The sequence below is a fragment of the Sphingomonas sp. FUKUSWIS1 genome (assembly GCF_000733135.1).
GTDB classification, from domain to species: Bacteria; Pseudomonadota; Alphaproteobacteria; order Sphingomonadales; family Sphingomonadaceae; genus Sphingomonas; species Sphingomonas aerolata.
This window is the reverse complement of record NZ_JPJC01000029.1, coordinates 1-15,793: the sequence shown is the minus strand read 5'-3', so window position 1 is coordinate 15,793 and position 15,793 is coordinate 1. Positions and strand designations below refer to the sequence as shown.

The 15,793-nt window shown below is 66.9% G+C and carries 15 protein-coding genes; 8 read left to right on the top strand and 7 right to left on the bottom strand.

What is annotated here, in order from left to right; translation table 11 throughout:
• Window positions 1-107: 107 nt before the first annotated feature.
• A complete protein-coding gene (locus sphsw_RS02900; RefSeq protein WP_031439295.1) occupies window positions 108-1,181 on the bottom strand; it encodes a type I restriction endonuclease in 1,074 nt (357 codons plus the stop codon).
• Between the two features lie 200 nt (window positions 1,182-1,381).
• On the opposite strand from sphsw_RS02900, the gene recQ reads away from it, so the two are divergent.
• The 3 genes from recQ to sphsw_RS02885 are packed head-to-tail and all read left to right on the top strand — an operon-like array spanning window position 1,382 to window position 3,986.
• Entirely contained in the window at window positions 1,382-3,151 is a 1,770-nt protein-coding gene (recQ, locus tag sphsw_RS02895) for a DNA helicase RecQ (RefSeq protein ID WP_031439294.1), read from the top strand.
• Window positions 3,148-3,576: a TIGR01244 family sulfur transferase gene (locus sphsw_RS02890; RefSeq protein WP_031439293.1), complete on the top strand. Its 429-nt coding sequence runs from the start codon at window positions 3,148-3,150 to the stop codon at window positions 3,574-3,576. Before recQ ends, sphsw_RS02890 begins: the two co-directional genes overlap by 4 nt.
• Window positions 3,573-3,986 (top strand): hypothetical protein, encoded by a 414-nt coding sequence (locus sphsw_RS02885; RefSeq protein ID WP_031439292.1) that lies wholly within the window; start codon window positions 3,573-3,575, stop codon window positions 3,984-3,986. Before sphsw_RS02890 ends, sphsw_RS02885 begins: the two co-directional genes overlap by 4 nt.
• Before the next feature lie 126 nt (window positions 3,987-4,112).
• Here sphsw_RS02885 and sphsw_RS02880 read toward each other — a convergent pair whose 3' ends face one another.
• The 4 genes from sphsw_RS02880 to sphsw_RS02865 form a co-directional block, all read right to left on the bottom strand.
• Window positions 4,113-5,465: an ammonium transporter gene (locus tag sphsw_RS02880; RefSeq protein WP_031394700.1), complete on the bottom strand. Its 1,353-nt coding sequence runs from the start codon at window positions 5,463-5,465 to the stop codon at window positions 4,113-4,115.
• A gap of 27 nt (window positions 5,466-5,492) precedes the next feature.
• Complete coding sequence (locus tag sphsw_RS02875; protein ID WP_031439291.1) at window positions 5,493-5,831, bottom strand: P-II family nitrogen regulator; 339 nt, start codon at window positions 5,829-5,831, stop codon at window positions 5,493-5,495.
• Window positions 5,832-6,003: 172 nt separating this feature from the next.
• Window positions 6,004-6,204: a putative signal transducing protein gene (locus tag sphsw_RS02870; protein ID WP_031439290.1), complete on the bottom strand. Its 201-nt coding sequence runs from the start codon at window positions 6,202-6,204 to the stop codon at window positions 6,004-6,006.
• Window positions 6,201-6,758 carry a pyridoxamine 5'-phosphate oxidase family protein gene (locus sphsw_RS02865; RefSeq protein ID WP_031439289.1) on the bottom strand — a complete coding sequence of 186 codons (558 nt, stop codon included), beginning with the start codon at window positions 6,756-6,758 and terminating at the stop codon, window positions 6,201-6,203. Before sphsw_RS02865 ends, sphsw_RS02870 begins: the two co-directional genes overlap by 4 nt.
• Window positions 6,759-6,899: 141 nt before the next feature.
• Between sphsw_RS02865 and sphsw_RS02860 the strand changes: the two genes are divergently transcribed.
• From sphsw_RS02860 to sphsw_RS02850, 3 genes are all read left to right on the top strand, one after another.
• Window positions 6,900-9,116, top strand: coding sequence for a TonB-dependent siderophore receptor (locus tag sphsw_RS02860; protein ID WP_052380813.1), 2,217 nt, complete (start codon window positions 6,900-6,902; stop codon window positions 9,114-9,116).
• Between the two features lie 119 nt (window positions 9,117-9,235).
• Window positions 9,236-9,508 (top strand): CsbD family protein, encoded by a 273-nt coding sequence (locus sphsw_RS02855; protein ID WP_031439287.1) that lies wholly within the window; start codon window positions 9,236-9,238, stop codon window positions 9,506-9,508.
• A gap of 73 nt (window positions 9,509-9,581) precedes the next feature.
• On the top strand, window positions 9,582-10,604 hold the full coding sequence (locus sphsw_RS02850) for a lactonase family protein (protein ID WP_052380812.1): 1,023 nt from the start codon (window positions 9,582-9,584) through the stop codon (window positions 10,602-10,604).
• 15 nt (window positions 10,605-10,619) lie between these two features.
• On the opposite strand, the gene sphsw_RS02845 is transcribed toward sphsw_RS02850, so the two are convergent.
• Entirely contained in the window at window positions 10,620-12,017 is a 1,398-nt protein-coding gene (locus tag sphsw_RS02845) for a hypothetical protein (RefSeq protein WP_042466419.1), read from the bottom strand.
• Window positions 12,018-12,228: 211 nt separating this feature from the next.
• On the opposite strand from sphsw_RS02845, the gene sphsw_RS02840 reads away from it, so the two are divergent.
• Window positions 12,229-13,155 carry a crotonase/enoyl-CoA hydratase family protein gene (locus sphsw_RS02840; protein ID WP_042466417.1) on the top strand — a complete coding sequence of 309 codons (927 nt, stop codon included), beginning with the start codon at window positions 12,229-12,231 and terminating at the stop codon, window positions 13,153-13,155.
• A gap of 20 nt (window positions 13,156-13,175) precedes the next feature.
• On the opposite strand, the gene sphsw_RS02835 is transcribed toward sphsw_RS02840, so the two are convergent.
• Window positions 13,176-15,185, bottom strand: coding sequence for a putative bifunctional diguanylate cyclase/phosphodiesterase (locus sphsw_RS02835; protein ID WP_042466416.1), 2,010 nt, complete (start codon window positions 15,183-15,185; stop codon window positions 13,176-13,178).
• A gap of 120 nt (window positions 15,186-15,305) precedes the next feature.
• Here sphsw_RS02835 and sphsw_RS02830 point away from each other — a divergent pair.
• On the top strand, window positions 15,306-15,793 hold a 488-nt coding region (locus sphsw_RS02830; RefSeq protein WP_042466414.1), incomplete at its 3' end, for a septal ring lytic transglycosylase RlpA family protein.

Below are 15,793 nucleotides of genomic sequence, written 5' to 3'. Positions count from 1 at the left end.
TCGCCGGGGTGGTTGGGCGATGCGTATGCGCTTCTACTTCCAACCAGACACGCCGCGCGCCTCCCGCTCGTCCTTTTGAGACAGATAAGAAGACGCGCTGGCCGCGCTTATGCCGGAATCGACGGGTCCAGTTCACGGAGCCGGGCCTCGATCGCAGCCGAATACTGGTAAATATGCGTCAGGTCCGGCAACAGGTGCCGCGTCTCATCCTTACCGGCAAACATACCGAGATACTTGGTCGTAATGCCGTTGAAATGCATTCGCGCGATCGTCTTGCGGTTATTGTCGTCAAGCAGGACTGCGCAATAGGATTTCGCATCGCGGACGATGACACGCTTCGGATCGACCAGCCGCGAAGCGATCGCCTGAACGATGTGGAAGCCGGAAATTTCCTCCTGCGTGGTGATGATGCCGTCGCCATCCGACGGATCGTCATCGACCGACTCGGAAAAGTCCTCGACCGGGCTCGACGCCTTCAAAGCTGACGACAGCCGCTCGTTGACAAAATCGCGGATCAGCCCGGCAATCGCGGGTGCGAGCAGTTTGGCGAAACCGTCCTTGATCGCAGGCGTCAGCCGGCCACCATGGACTCGCTGCGCCATCATCTTCACAAACTCGTCGGACGGCTCGGCAAATTCCTTTTCGAGCTCAAGGCGGATCAGGGACTGCGTTTTGAGACTGCTGGCCTCCAGGACGATCTTGTCGATGTCGAACGCCGCCTTGGTAAACTTCTCAAGCGTACGGATGTCGCCTGGCTTGATCGCGTCCATCGTGAACGTGAAAAACGGCTTGTCGTCCATCTTGTTCGGGCGTTCGATATCCGAATAGAACTGGTAGACAACACCGTTGGTAAGCACCGCGAGCCGCGCATCGGTGACGCTGAAATAGCGGAACAGCTGCCCCGCATGATTAACGTTGAGCTGTACCGAGGACGGCTTGCACTCGATCAGGATCGACACCTTGCCGCCAGCGCAGATCGCATAGTCAACTTTCTCACCCTTCTTGGTACCCACGTCGGCGCTGAATTCCGGGACGACTTCGGATGGATTGAACACGTCGTAACCGAGTGACTGAAGGAAGGGCATGACCAGCGCGGTCTTCGCCGCCTCTTCGGTCAGTAGAACCTCGCGGTGTTCGATCGTCCGCTTTTGCAACTCGCTAAGTCTGATACTCAGTTCCACGCGCGCCTCCCGTTAATTCACGAACGTGCGCCGGGATATTTCAAGGGTCTATGCCGCGACGTCTGTAACTTGGTTGGATCTCGATCTATTTGCGCGGTGCGAGCGCCGCCGGTCGAGGACGCAAAGGGCTGGCGGGAGGGGACATAAGGGAAAGCCGCCCGCGCCTCGACATCGCAGCGGGGATCGCTACCTACACGGCGATGGCACTCGACCCCCTTCCCGATCTCCAGCGCATCTTCGGCTTTCCTGATTTTCGTGGCGTGCAGCGCGATGTCGTCGACCGCGTGCTTGCGGGGCAGCGGACGCTGGCGGTCATGCCGACCGGGGCTGGCAAGTCGCTGTGTTACCAGTTGCCAGCGACGATGCTCGAGGGGACGTGCGTGGTCGTGTCGCCGCTGATCGCGCTGATGCACGACCAGTTGCGCGCCGCGACCGCGGTCGGGATCAAGGCGGCGACGCTGACGAGCGTGGATACCAATCGCGAGGAGACGATCGCGCGGTTCCGCGCGGGCGATCTCGATTTGCTGTACGTCGCGCCGGAGCGGGCCTCGAACGAGAGTTTCCGCAATCTGCTGTCGCAGGCGAAGCTCTCGCTGTTCGCGATCGACGAGGCGCACTGCGTCAGCGAGTGGGGGCATGACTTCCGGCCCGACTATCGGTTGCTGCGACCTTTGCTCGACAGTTTTCCCGACGTGCCGCGGCTCGCGCTGACCGCCACCGCCGACGCGCATACGCGCGCGGATATCCTCGAACAGCTGGGGATCTCGCAGGACGGCTTGATCGTGTCGGGGTTCGACCGGCCGAACATCCGCTATGCGATCTCGGCGCGCGACAACGTCAACCGGCAGATCGCTGACATCCTCGAGAAGATTCCCGGGCCGGGGATCGTCTATGCGCAGACGCGCGCGGCGACCGAGAAGCTGGCCGAGGCGCTGGGGCGCAGCGGGCGGCCGACGCGCGCCTATCATGCCGGGCTCGATCCGCAGGTGCGCGCGAAGAACCAGGCGGATTTCGTCGCGAGCGAGGATATGGTGATCTGCGCGACGGTCGCGTTCGGGATGGGGATCGACAAGCCCGACGTGCGGTTCGTCGCGCATGCCGGGCTGCCGAAATCGATCGAAGCCTATTATCAGGAGACGGGGCGCGCGGGACGCGACGGCGACCCGGCGATCGCGCATCTGTTCTGGGGCGCGGAGGATTTCGCGCGCGCGCGCCAGCGGATCGGCGAGGTCGAGCCCGAGCGGCAGGCGGGCGAACGCCAGCGGCTGACCGCGATGGGCGGGCTGGTCGAGACCGCGGGGTGTCGGCGACGGATCCTGCTCAAGCATTTCGGCGAGGAGCGACTCGAGGATTGCGGCAATTGCGACAATTGCCTTGGCAATGTCGATGCGGTCGACGCGACCGAGACCGCGCGGAAATTCCTGTCGGCGGTGTTCCGGACGGGGCAGATGTTCGGCGTCGGCTATATCGAGGGTATCCTGACGGGCGTGTCGTCGGAGCGCAGCCTGATGAACGGGCATGAGGCGTTGTCGGTGTACGGGATCGTCGAGGGCGACGAGGTGGCGCTGTTGAAGCCGGTATCGCGCGCGCTGATGCTGAAGGATGCGCTGCGGACGAACCCGCACGGCGGCCTCGAATTCGGACCGGCGGCCAAGGCGATCCTCAAAGGCGAGGCGGCGCTGTCGGTGATCGTGCCGCCCAAGCGCGAGCGACGGCGCAAGGCTGCACCGGGGGCCGTGCCGAACCCGGTCGACGATCCGCTGTTCGAGGCGCTGCGCGTATGCCGCCGCGATCTGGCGAAGGACGCGGGCGTTCCACCCTATGTGATCTTCCACGATTCGGTGCTGCGTGACATGGCGGCGCAGCGACCCGCGTCGCGGGCGGCGCTCGCGGTGCTATCGGGCATTGGCGCGCGCAAGCTCGACGCCTATGGGGATGCCTTTCTGGCAGTTATCCGCGAGTCCGCATGATCCGGCACATCAACGAAAGCATTTCGGTCGCGCCGCAGATCGCGGTCGAGCACGTCGCGGACATTGCCGCGGCGGGCTTCAAGACGATCGTCAACAACCGCCCCGACGACGAGGATGCGGGCCAGCCTTCGGGCGACGCGATCCGTGCGGCGGCGAAAGCGGCCGGCCTGAACTATGTCGCGATCCCGGTGACGCATGCGGGCTTTTCGCATCCGCAGATCGACGCGATGACCCAGGCGCTGACCGAGGCCAAAGGCCCCGTCCTCGCCTATTGCCGGTCGGGCACGCGAAGCTGCAATCTGTGGGCGCTGGCCGCGGCAAAGGCGGGGCGCAATCCCAACCTGCTGCTCGCGCAGGCCGAGGACGCGGGCTATGACCTGCGCGGTATCCGCCCGATGCTGGACGCGCTCGCAGGGCCGCGATGATCCCGATCGCGCTCGGCCCCGCGGTGATCGGGGCTGCGGTCGCGGCATTGGTGGCGTCGGTCGGTGGTATCGGCTGGGCGGCGGTCCGGAAGCGGCGTGTGATACGGATCGAGACCGCCGAGGAGGCCGCCGAGGCGGCACACGCGCAACTGCCGGGCTTTGCCGTGTCGGGCGCGGTGGTCGGCGCCGATGGGCGCGGCGCGCTTGCGGTGGCGGAGGATGGCCGTGTCGCCGCGGTCAAGCGTGTCGGCAAGCGGATCGCAGTGCGCGAGGTCACCTGGCGGACGGTGCGCGCGACGCAGGAGGGGATTCTCGTCGAGACCGGCGACCGGACGCTTGGCGCGGTGATGCTCTCGCGGGTCGACGTGCTCGATATCCGGCGGCTGGCTCCCAGGAACATCGGCGTCTAGCGGGCGCCCTGCCGGCACCACGATCGACACGCAAAAAAAGACCCGGTGCGTTGTGCGCACCGGGCCAGGTTGTCCGCAGGAGGAACATCGTGGGTGCGGGCTCGGGCGGCCCGCTACCGAACAGGATCAATTATAGGCACGCTCGCCATGCTCGCCGATGTCGAGACCCTCGACCTCGACTTCGGGCGAGACGCGCAGGCCGGTGACCGCCTTGGCGATCAGGATCGCGATCACGGTGCCGACCGAGGCCCAGATGATCGTGACGAGAACCGCCTGGATCTGCACCAGCAGCTTGGCACCGATCGCATAGTCGGCGGCACCCGGGCCACCGAGCGACGGCGCATAGACCACCGCAGTGCCGATCGCGCCGACCATGCCGCCGATGCCGTGGATGCCGAACGCGTCGAGCGAGTCGTCATAGCCGAGCAGCGGCTTGATCTTCGACACCGCCATGAAGCAGATCAGCGAGGCGATCGCGCCCAGCACGATCGCGCCGAACGGGCCGGAATTGCCCGCCGCCGGCGTCACCGCGACCAGCCCCGCGACGATGCCCGAGCAGAAGCCGAGTGCCGAACCCTTGTGACCCGACAGCCGCTCGGCGAGCATCCAGAACAACGCGGCCGACGCGGTCGCGACGAAGGTGTTGATCATCGCCAGCGCGGCCGACCCGTTCGCCTCGAGCGCGGAGCCCGCGTTGAAGCCGAACCAGCCCACCCAGAGCAGCCCGGTGCCGATCCCGGTCATCACCAGCGAATGCGGCGCCATCGGCTCCTTGGGATAGCCGATCCGCTTGCCGAGCATCAGCGCGGCGACCAGCGCGGAGACGCCCGCGTTGATGTGGACGACGGTACCGCCCGCGAAATCGAGCGCGCCGGCCTTGAAGAAATAGCCCGACGCGGCCCAGACCATGTGCGCGATCGGGAAATAGACGATCGTCAGCCAGACCAGGCCGAACACCATCACGGCGGAGAATTTCATCCGCTCGACGACCGAGCCCAGCACCAGCGCGATCGTGATTGCGGCGAAGGTCATCTGGAAACAGACGAAGACATATTCGGGAATTTCGACGCCCGCGGTGAAGGTCGCCGCCTGCGAGGCCGGGGTGATCCCCTTGAGGAACGCCTTGTCGAGGCTGCCGATGAAATTGCTGAGCAGCGGATTGGTCACGTCGGGACCGAAGGCCAGCGTATAGCCCCACATCACCCAGATGAGCATCGCGAGCGCTGCGACCGCGCCGATCTGCGTCATCGTCGAGAGCATGTTCTTCGACCGGGTGAGACCGCCGTAGAACAGCGCGAGACCCGGCAGGATCATCATCAGGACGAGGATCGTCGAGGTCATCATCCAGGCGGTATCGCCCTTGTTGACGGTGGCGACGACGGGCGCGGCCGCGGGTGCGACGACCGTCTGCGCAAAGGCGGGCGCGGCAGCGACCAGCGCGGCACCGAACCCCAGAACCGCCGCGGCGGCTGTCTTCATGTCATGCTTCATCGTGTCCCCCTCCCCTCAGAGCGCCGAGTCGTCGGTTTCGCCGGTGCGGATGCGCACCGCCTGGCTGACGTCGACCACAAAGATCTTGCCATCGCCGATCGCGCCGGTGTTGGCGGATGCCTGGATCGCTTCGACCACGCGGTCCACCAGGCTCGTCGCGCACACGACCTCGACCTTGATCTTGGGCACCATGTTGGTCGTGTATTCGGCACCGCGATAAATCTCGGTCTGACCCTTTTGCCGGCCGAACCCCTTGACCTCGGTGACCGTCATGCCCGCCACGCCGAGCGTGGTGAGCGCTTCGCGCACCTCGTCGAGCTTGAACGGCTTGATGATGGCAATGACGAGTTTCATCGCGCCCCTTCCCCTTGTTACGTCGAACACAACGCAACGACCGTGCCAGTTTTCTGACAGGGTGTGGGATGGGGTGGAATACGGGGTGTCAGATGCGCCGGGCCGCTAGAAACTGTGCAGCGCGCGACGATTGCCTCAAAAACGGGCAGCGCGCCGCCGGACGCTTATTCGCTCAGCGGTCGGGAATGATCGCGCGTGCTTCGGCGAAATCGTCGGCATCGACCATCACGCGGACCGGGATCAGCAGATCGCTGCCGTCGCCGATCGCCATGTCGCCGTCGAACACGATCGCGGCAATACCCTCGCTTTCGAGCCGACCGGCGATGATCAGCGCCTCGTTGCGGCTGTAGCGGCCAAGCTCGGCGAGACTCATCGGGCCGCACCGGGCGCGACCGTCGGCACCCGCGTCGGCAGACCATCGATGCTGCGCGGATGCTCGGCCCATTCGGCGAGCCGTTCGGCATCGCTCTGTCCGGCATGATATTTGGACAGAGTCTGGCGTTCGCGATCGAGCGTCATCACGGGCACGCCCCATCCGCAGCTCGTCTGCACCTGATCGACCGCAATCTCGAAGATCTGCCGGGTGCCCGGCAAGGGCGTGAACTGCGCATAGAGCGCGTCCCAGCGATCGTCCTGTGGCAGTACCGCGGTGCCGTGCCCATAGATACGGAAGATGAGCGCGGGGCGGTCGAACGCGCAGAACATGATCGTGATGCGTCCGTCGGCGGCGAGATGCGCATTGGTCTCGTTCCCCGAGCCGCCGACGTCGAGATAGGCGACGGTGCCGGCGTCGAGCACGCGGAAGCTGTCCATCCCCTTGGGGCTGAGGTTGATCCGCGCACCCTCGGCCGCGGTCGCGACGAAGAACACGGGCTGGCGTTCGACGAACGCGCGGTGCGCGTCGGTAAGGGCAGGGAAGAAGTCCATGTCGCCACCCTATCAGGACCATCGCCCCGACGCGAACGGTGAACCGCTTCTCCAAGCCACTGAAAACGCGGTTTGCGAATCGATCGCAACGCTATTGCAAATCAGTCGCGACAACAGTAGCGAGCCGGAAAGGGGTTTTTCATGTCCGATCGTCGCTTCGCCCGCCTGCTGCTTGCCGGCACCATTCTCACGGCCGCGCTGCCCGCAACACCGGCCTGGGCCGGGTTCGCCCCGGAGGACACGACCCCCAACGCATCCGTGGCAGCGGCAACACGCCCCGACGAATCCGACACGTCCGAGCCGCAGGATCACGGCGTGATCGTCGTGACTGGCGAGAAGGCGACGACGATCGCGTCGTCGGGGACGAAGAGCGCAACGCCGATCGTCGAGACGCCGCAGTCGATCAGCGTGATCAACGCCGCCGACATTGCTGGGCTGGGGCTGCAGAACCTCAATCAGGCGCTGCGCTTCGTCGCGGGTGTGACACCCGAGACGCGCGGTGCATCCGCCGAGGTGTACGACCAGTTCAAGCTGCGCGGGTTCGACGCACCGGTCTATCTCGACGGCCTGCGCCAGTTCGGCAGCGCGACCGGCTATGCGGTGCCGCAGGTCGACGTGTCGCGGCTCGATCGGGTCGAGATTATCAAGGGCCCGGCGTCGGTGCTCTATGGCCAGTCGAGCCCGGGCGGTCTGGTCGCGGAGGTCAGCAAGCTGCCGCTTGATCGCGCAACCTATGGTGCGGTCAGCGGCACCTATGGCACCTACGACCTGTACCGCGTCGACGCCGATATCGGCGGGCGCGCAGGGGACGGCGTGCTGTGGCGCATCTATGGCAGCGCGAATGGCGCCGACGATCAGCAGACGCAGGGCCAGGGCAAGCGCGAGCGCCAGACGATCTCCGCCGCGGTGACCGCCGGCGCGGGCAGCAGCACCAGCTTCACGCTGCTCGGCGCCTATTCGCACGATCCGTTCAATGGCAATTACGGGGTGTTCCCGACGCTCGGGACGCTGATCGACAACCCGGCAGGCAAGATCTCGACCAAATTCTATGGTGGCGAGCCCGGGGACTTCTTCCGTCGCGAACAGGCCGCGCTGACCTATATTTTCAATCACGATTTCGGTAGCGGCTGGGCGCTGCGCTCGTCGGGGCGCTATCAATATGTAAAGAGCCGGATGGGGCTGGTCTATACCAGCGGACCCGCGGTCGATCCGCTCGCGGTAGCGCCGACGCTGTATGCCCGGTCCTCCTATTCGACGCGGGAGCAGCTTAACAACTGGACGTTCGACAATCAGCTGACGGGCAAGGTCGTCACTGGCCCCGTCACGCACAACCTGTTGTTCGGGGTCGACCGTCAGGTCGCGCATTCGGCGGGGCTCTCGGCCTTTGGCGGCGGGACGCCGATCGACGTTTTCAACCCGGTCTATGGGACGATGCCCACGCCGCAGACGCCAGCCGATGTCCAGGCGTCCTTCGGCATCGGTTCCGCCAATGTCCGCCAGCGTCAGCAGGGGATTTATGCGCAGGACCAGATCGCGGTCGGCGGGCTGCGCGTGACGCTGAGCGGCCGCCAGGACTGGGCCCGCCAGGAACGCAACGGCAAGGCGCAGAAAGACGAGAAGTTCACCTGGCGCGCGGGTGCGCTGTACCTGCTGCCGTTCGGGCTGGCGCCCTATGCAAGCTACTCGACCTCGTTCCAGCCGGAGAATGCGGAACTGCGCGATGGCAGCCCCCCGAAGCCGTCTCTCGGCAAGCAGATCGAGGCGGGGGCGAAATTCCAGCCGACCGGTACCGCGATCCTGGTCACCGCAGCCTGGTTCCGGATCGAGCAGACCAATGTCGTCGTGTCCTATCCCGATTTCACGGCGGAGCAGATCGGCAAGGTCCGGTCGCAGGGTGTCGAGGTCGAGGCGAGCGCGCCGCTGCCCTACGGCTTCAACGCCAAGCTCGCCTATAGCCGCCAGCGCGTGAAGAAGGTCGAGGACGTCGTTGCCGCCAATATCGGCCTGCCGCTCGCGACGGTCGGGCGCGGCGGAATCTCGGCGAACCTCGAATGGGCGCCGACCGAGGGGCCGGCATCGGGCTTTGCGATCGGCGGCGCGGTGCGGCACGTCGACAAGACCTATGCCGATTTCTATTCGGACCGCGTCGCGCGCTATTCACCCGCCTATACGGTGTTCGACGCGCTGCTGCGTTACGATCTGGGCAAGCTCAGCCCACGGCTCGCCAATGTCGATCTCGGCGTCAACGCGACCAACCTGTTCGACAAGAAGTATCTGACGAGCTGCTTCGCCAACTATGCCTGGTGCTGGTACGGCAACCGCCGCACGGTGCAGGCAACGATCGGGTATCGCTGGTAACGGGCCGCTCGACCCTGCGCGGGCGGTTTATGCGCAGGTCGATGGCACATCTTGGCGTGTCGGCCGTTCAGCGGTCCGAGCGCATTCGTTCCGGATGCCGTCCAGCATAGGAGTTTAGTATGAACACGACGACCTTGAAGGGTGAAGGCCAGGATCTGCTCGGTTCGGTGAAGCAGGCAGCAGGCAATGCAACGGGCGACAGCTCGCTCCAGGCCGGCGGCGTGGCCGACCAGATCGCAGGCACTGCAAACAAGGCGATCGGCACCGCGACCGACACCGTCGCGCCGCTCGCCGGCAAGGCGCGTGCGTTTGCCAAGGATCGTCCGTTCGCCACCGCGGCGCTGGTCGGCGTCGTCGGCATCGCGCTGCTCAACACGCTGCGCGGCAAGTGATCAACCGGGGCCGCGTCCGCGCGGCCCCGCTGGTCGGAGGATCCCGGCGGTGTCGGCGCGGAGCGAACGCCCTGTGACCCGACCCGCCGGCCTCTGGATCGGCACCAATCGCGGCGGGCTCCATCCGCTGCGACACGGCGTTGGCTGGTCGACCGGCACGCCCTATCCTGACGCGATAAACGTGTCCTTCGGCGTCCATTCGCCGCGCCATGACCTCCATTATCTCGTCGACGAGCGCGATGACGGCGCGATCGGCGTGTATCGCGCGACCGCCGACGGCTGGCGACAGATCGCCCGCGTGGCGGTCGATGGGAACGCGCCTTGTCATCTCGCGCTGAGTCACGACCAGAGCCTGCTCGCCGTCGCTAATTATGCGAGCGGGAGCGTGTCGGTCGTGAACCTCGATTCGCACGGCCTGCCGATCGCGCCAACGCATGTCTTTGCCCATAAAGGATCGGGTCCGAACCGCGAGCGTCAGACGAGCCCGCATGCACACTGGGTCGGGTTCGACGCCGAGGATCGCTGGCTTTATGCAACCGATCTGGGGACGGACGAGATCCGCGCCTTCGCGGTGGCGCCGGCGCCGGGCGGCAACCGTGTCCGGGCGGCCGGAACAGCCTTTCACGCACCAGCGGGATCGGGGCCACGCCATCTGCTGCTGCATCCGCATGTCCAGCGCATGGCATATCTTGCCAACGAACTTGCGAACACGCTGACCGTGCTGGTCGGCGGCGAGGGTCGGTTCTCGGCGGCGAGGACCGTGTCGACGCTGCCCGAGAAGTATGAGGGTCCGAGCATCGTCGCGCATCTGGCGATCAACGCGGCGGGGGACCGGCTCTATGTCTCCAACCGCGGGCATGACAGCATCGCGGTCTTCGCGCTCGACGCGAAAGGCGACCCGCGGCTGGTCCAGCATGCACCGGCCGGGGCGGCCTATCCACGACATTTCGTGCTGATCGAGGACGAGGGCCTGATGGTCGTCGCGAACGAGAAGGACGAATGCGTGACGCTGCTGCCGATCGACGCGGACGGGCTGCTCGGGCCGCAGGTCGCCCGGGTCGCAGTTCCCGGCGCGGCGTTCGTCCTCCCGCTCTAAGCTGCATGTCGGCGCTCAGCGATAGGCGAGCGTCCAGCCGGGCGGCAGGTAATCGGTCGACATGTAATAATAGAAGAGGCAGCTGCCATCGGCGCGGTAGGTGCCGCCCTTGACGAGGCCGAGTGCGACCTGCCCTTCGAAAACCGGCGCGCCGCTGTCACCCGACTTGCATGTCGGCCCTTCGACCGCGACCCAGGTCGGCAGGCACGCGCCGCCGCACAGATCGCCCGCGGGGGCGAAATCGACCATCGCGACCGGCGCGCAGCTATAGCCGGTGCGCTCGCCGCGGTGACAGACGAAGTCGCCCGCGCGCGTGCTGGTCCGGTTGCGCCATGTCGCGACGGTCCTGAGCCGGGTCTTGGCGGTATCGGCAAAGAAGGCGGGCAGCCGTGGCGCAGTCGCCGGCAGCGCGGGCGCGCGGTTGATCTGGACGTCCTGATACCCCCAGCCCCATTGGCCGACATAGGGCAGCGCGATCGCCCGCCGCTCCGTGCCCGCCGGCGGCCGTCCGACATAATCGAGCGTGTCGGGACAATGCGCGGCGGTGGCGATCGCATCCGCGACGCCATCGGTGACGACGAATCCCGTCGTGCAGATATAGCGCCGGCCGTCGACCGTCCCGACCACCCGCCCCCCGCCCGCGACATCCGGCATCACGGTCACTGCGTCGGCAGGCGGGATCGTCGCCACGGGGATCCCGGGCACCGTGGCGCCCGGCGTGGCCGTTACGCTCGTCTGAAGCGCCATCGGCAGCATCGGGCGGTCACTGGCTTCGATCCGCACGGGAACGCCGGTCATATCGGCGAACTTCGCGGTAAGTGCGCCATCCCGGTCGAGCGCAAGGTCCGCGGTCGCGACCATCACGACGAGCGTACCCGTCCGCTGATCCGCACCGATGCCGGGGGGATGCGGAAGCGCAGCGCGGATCGCCGCCTGGAAGGTGCGGATCTGGCCGAGGATCCGGTCGAGCGTCGCCGCCGCGCCGGTGCGGAACACCAGCGGGACGCTCATCCCCCCCGCCTCGACGACGCGATCCGCGACCGGATCGGTGCCGGTCAGCAGTACGACAATCCGGTAGGCCGGGTCATGCTCGACCGCGATGCCGGCAAGGCGATCGGCGAATTCGCGGCGCAGCGCATCGGTGACGGGTATCGTCGCCGCCTGCGCCCGCATCCGGTGGAGCGCGACATCGAGCGGCACGCCGAACCGCCGCGCATATTCCGCCGCGTCCTGCATCGCCGCATCGACGGGGAGCTGGAGCTGGGGGGCGTCGACCGGCGCGATCGGTGACGGGGCGATCGGCAATGGGACGGGCGGCGCGACACCGGTCTGCGCCGCGCCGGATGGTGCCGGGAGCCACAATCCCGCAACCAGCGCTCCGGCCAGCCCAGCCTCTATCCATTTCGCTGTCATGATCGGCAAACGTCCAGTTTCGGGGGCCAGCACCGGGTCGCGGACCGTGCGCCATGACCGCCCCTGACCCCGACCCCGCCTAGCGCACCGGCGCGGTGTCGCGCGAGACGGAATTTAACGCGCGTCGCGCGCACGCCCCCGCGGGATCGCCGCCATTGTGCCCTAGGTTCGGCGGTGCAGCACTGCGCTGCGATTACAAAGGAATGCCACAGTGACTCTTGCTTTACCCGCCCGACATTTCTCGCCGGCCCCGCGGCCCGCAACCGCGACCACAGCCGGGATCGCGGCCCCCGCCCCTACCCCGCCGCTGTTCGCGCTCGACCAGCTCGAGGTGACGTTCGACCCGCAGGCCGACACGCTGTGGACCTATATGCGGCCAAGGACGCGGCCGAGCTTCAACCCTGCGCTGCTCGCGGACTTTGGTCAGTGGCAGGCCGATATCCACAGCGCCCACACCTCCGGGGCGATGCCGATTCGCTATCTTGTGCTCGGCTCGCGATTCCCCGGCGTCTTCTCGCTCGGCGGTGATCTCGACCTGTTCGCACAGCATATCCGTGCCGGTCACCGCGAGGCGCTGGTCCAATATGGCCGCGCCTGCGTGCAGATCCTGCACCGCAACCTGCGCGGCCTCGATCTGCCGATCGTGACGATCGGTCTGGTTGAGGGCGATGCGCTGGGCGGCGGGTTTGAGGCGCTGCTGTCGTTCAACGTCGTCGTCGCCGAACGCGGCGCGAGTTTCGGGCTTCCCGAGACCGTGTTCGGGCTGTTCCCCGGCATGGGGGCGCACTGCTTCCTGTCGCGGCGTCTCGGCGCGGCGCGGGCCGAGCAGATGATCCTCAGCGGGCGCAACTACAGCGCGGAGGAGCTCTATGATCTGGGTATCGTCCACGCACTCGCCGACCCCGGCCAGGGCCGCCGGGTGGTCGAGGACTATATCCGCCAGAACCGGCGTCGCCACAGCGGGCATTGCGCGATCTACGAGGCGTCGCGCGCGGTCAATCCGCTGACGCTCGATGAGCTCGAGGCGGTGGTCGACCTGTGGGCGGACGCCGCGTTGCGCCTCAGCGAGGGGGATCTCAAGCTGATGCGGCGGCTCGTCGCGGCGCAGACCCGTCTGCTCGACAAGCCGAAAGGCTGACGGACATCGCCCCCCGGCCCTCAGGACAGCGCACGCATCCTGGGGGTTTCGTCGGCAAGCAGGTTCGCCACCTGACTTGCCGACATCGGGCGCGCGAGCAGGAAACCCTGCACTGCGGTGCAGCGGGTGCGGCGCAGCTGCGCGAGCTGGGTCGGCGTCTCGATACCCTCGGCGACCGTCTGCATGCCGAGCGTCGCGGCAAGATCGACCACCGTCTGGATGATCGCCATCGACGCGGGATTGTCGTCGAGCGCGGTGATGAACGACCGGTCGATCTTGAGCGTCTGGAACGGGAATTTGGTAAGATAGCCGAGCGACGAATAGCCGGTGCCAAAATCGTCGAGCGTGGTGCCGACCGCCATCCGGTTGATCGCCGACAGCGCCGCCAGCGATGCGTCGATATCGTCGAGCAACACCGATTCGGTCACTTCGAGATCGAGCCGTCCCGGCGCGAGCCCGCTGGCGTCGAGCGCGTCCTTCAGCACCTTGGCGAGCCCGGGCGACAGGAGCTGGATCGGCGACAGGTTGACCGCGACGCGCACCGTGTCCGGCCAGTCGCGCGCGTAACGGCAGGCCTCGCGCAGCACCCAGGCGCCGATTTCGACGATCAGCCCGCTCTGTTCGGCGATCGGGATGAATTCGGCGGGCGACACGCTGCCGTGGCACGGGCTGTCCCAGCGCAGCAGCGTCTCGCACGACAGGATGCGATGCGTCGCCAGATCGAAGATCGGCTGGAAGGCGAGCCACAGCTCGCCGCGCGCGATCGCGCCGTGCAGGTCGCTGGTCAGCGCGCGCGTCCGTTCGATCTTCTCGTCCATCACCGGTTCGTAGAAGCAGAAGGCGCCCCGGCCGCTTTCCTTGGCGCGGTAGAGCGCGAGATCGGCGTGTTTGAGCAGCGTGTCCGCATCGCCCCCGTCGATCGGTGCGATCGCCACGCCGAGCGAGGCGCCGACCGTCAGCCGGCGCCCGGCATAGGCCACCGGCTGTGCGACGAGGTCGAGGATGTGATCGGCGATCGTGCGGGCATCGTCGCGCGCGCCGATCGCGCAGACGACCGCGAACTCGTCGCCGCCCAGCCGCGCGACGATCGCGTCGCCGGCCACCCCGATGGTGCCCCCATCGGTGACGAACGCGGTCTGGAGCCGCTGCGCAACCTCGGTCAGCAGCACGTTGCCCGCCAGGTGACCGAGCGAATCATTGATCTCCTTGAACCGGTCGAGATCGATCCAGTGGATCGACAGGAGCTCGCCGGTCGATTCCAGTCGGTGCAGCCGCCGCTCGAACCATTCGCGAAACGCGGTGCGGTTGGCGACCCCGGTGAGGTCGTCGCGTCGCGCGAATGCGGCGTGATGTTCGGCGAGCGCGGTCTTTTCGCTCGCCGCGATGGTCGCGCCGAGGATGGCCTCATAGGTCTGCAGCGTGATGTCGATCATCGCCAGCACGAACAGGATGATGACGATCGCAAGCACGGCGTTGAGCGGCTCACCCGACAGAAAGAGCCCCGCCGCGAGCGGCAGCGACGCGAGGCAGAGCTGCGCGAGCGCGATCGTCGGCCGGCCCGCATTGCGTCCGGCAATCCCCGCCGCATAGCCGATCGCCGTCGTCACCGAGAGGAGATGAAGCACGCCGTCCGCGGTCCGGGTCAGCGTCAGCAGCCCGAACATGCCAAGCAGCGCGGAAAAGGCGAAGGCGCCGATGCGGTAGTAAAACTCCCATTGTCCTGCCCGCGGGCGCTCGGCGGAACCCCGATCGACAGCAAATACGTCAGCGGCCTGTTGATCGGGCACGCGCTGGACGATGCCGATGATCCGGAGTGCAGCGACCAGCCCGATCAGCACCGCGAAGCCGGCAAGCCAGCGATCGCCACTGGTGACGGCCACGACCGTGGCGATACCCGTGCTCGTCAGCGCACCGATCACCAGCGACTTGGGTGAGGCATAGAGCGAGGTGACCAGAGTCGCCCGGACGTCCGCGGCGACCGCGTGATCCGAGTGGCGAAGCTGCCTCAACCGGGTAATGAAATGCGTCATGGCACCTTCGAACAGACTGTAACCGTAGGGTAAAGCGGTTAAGCAAACGCTACGATCCCGCGCGCGGGCGGTTCGCCGCAATGGGGTTCAGCTTCGACCGGGTGTCCGCTAGCAGGGATAATGATCCCAATCGCACCGCGTTCCGATACGCCTGGCCTGCTGGCCGCCCTTGCGCTGTGCGCCATGCTCGCCGGCTGCGGCACGACGCGCTATCGCCCGGTCAGCGACTATCCGGTCAAGATCGGCCGCCCCTACAGCGTGCGCGGCACGACCTACCGCCCCGCCGATCTGCCGGCCTATGACGCGGTCGGCATGGCGAGCTGGTATGGCCGGGAATCGGGCAACCAGACCGCGAACGGCGAACGGTTTCGCGTGAAGGGCATTTCTGCCGCGCATACCGTCCTGCCGCTGCCAAGCTATGTCGAGGTCACTGCGCTCGACACCGGCCGGACGATCCTGCTGCGGATCAACGACCGCGGGCCGTTCACGCCCTCGCGGCTGATCGACCTGTCACGCGGCGCCGCCCGGCTGCTCGGTATCGAGCGCCTCGGCCGGGCCGCGGTCCGCGTCCGCCGCGTCGAGCCCGACGCCAAGGACCGCGCGCGGCT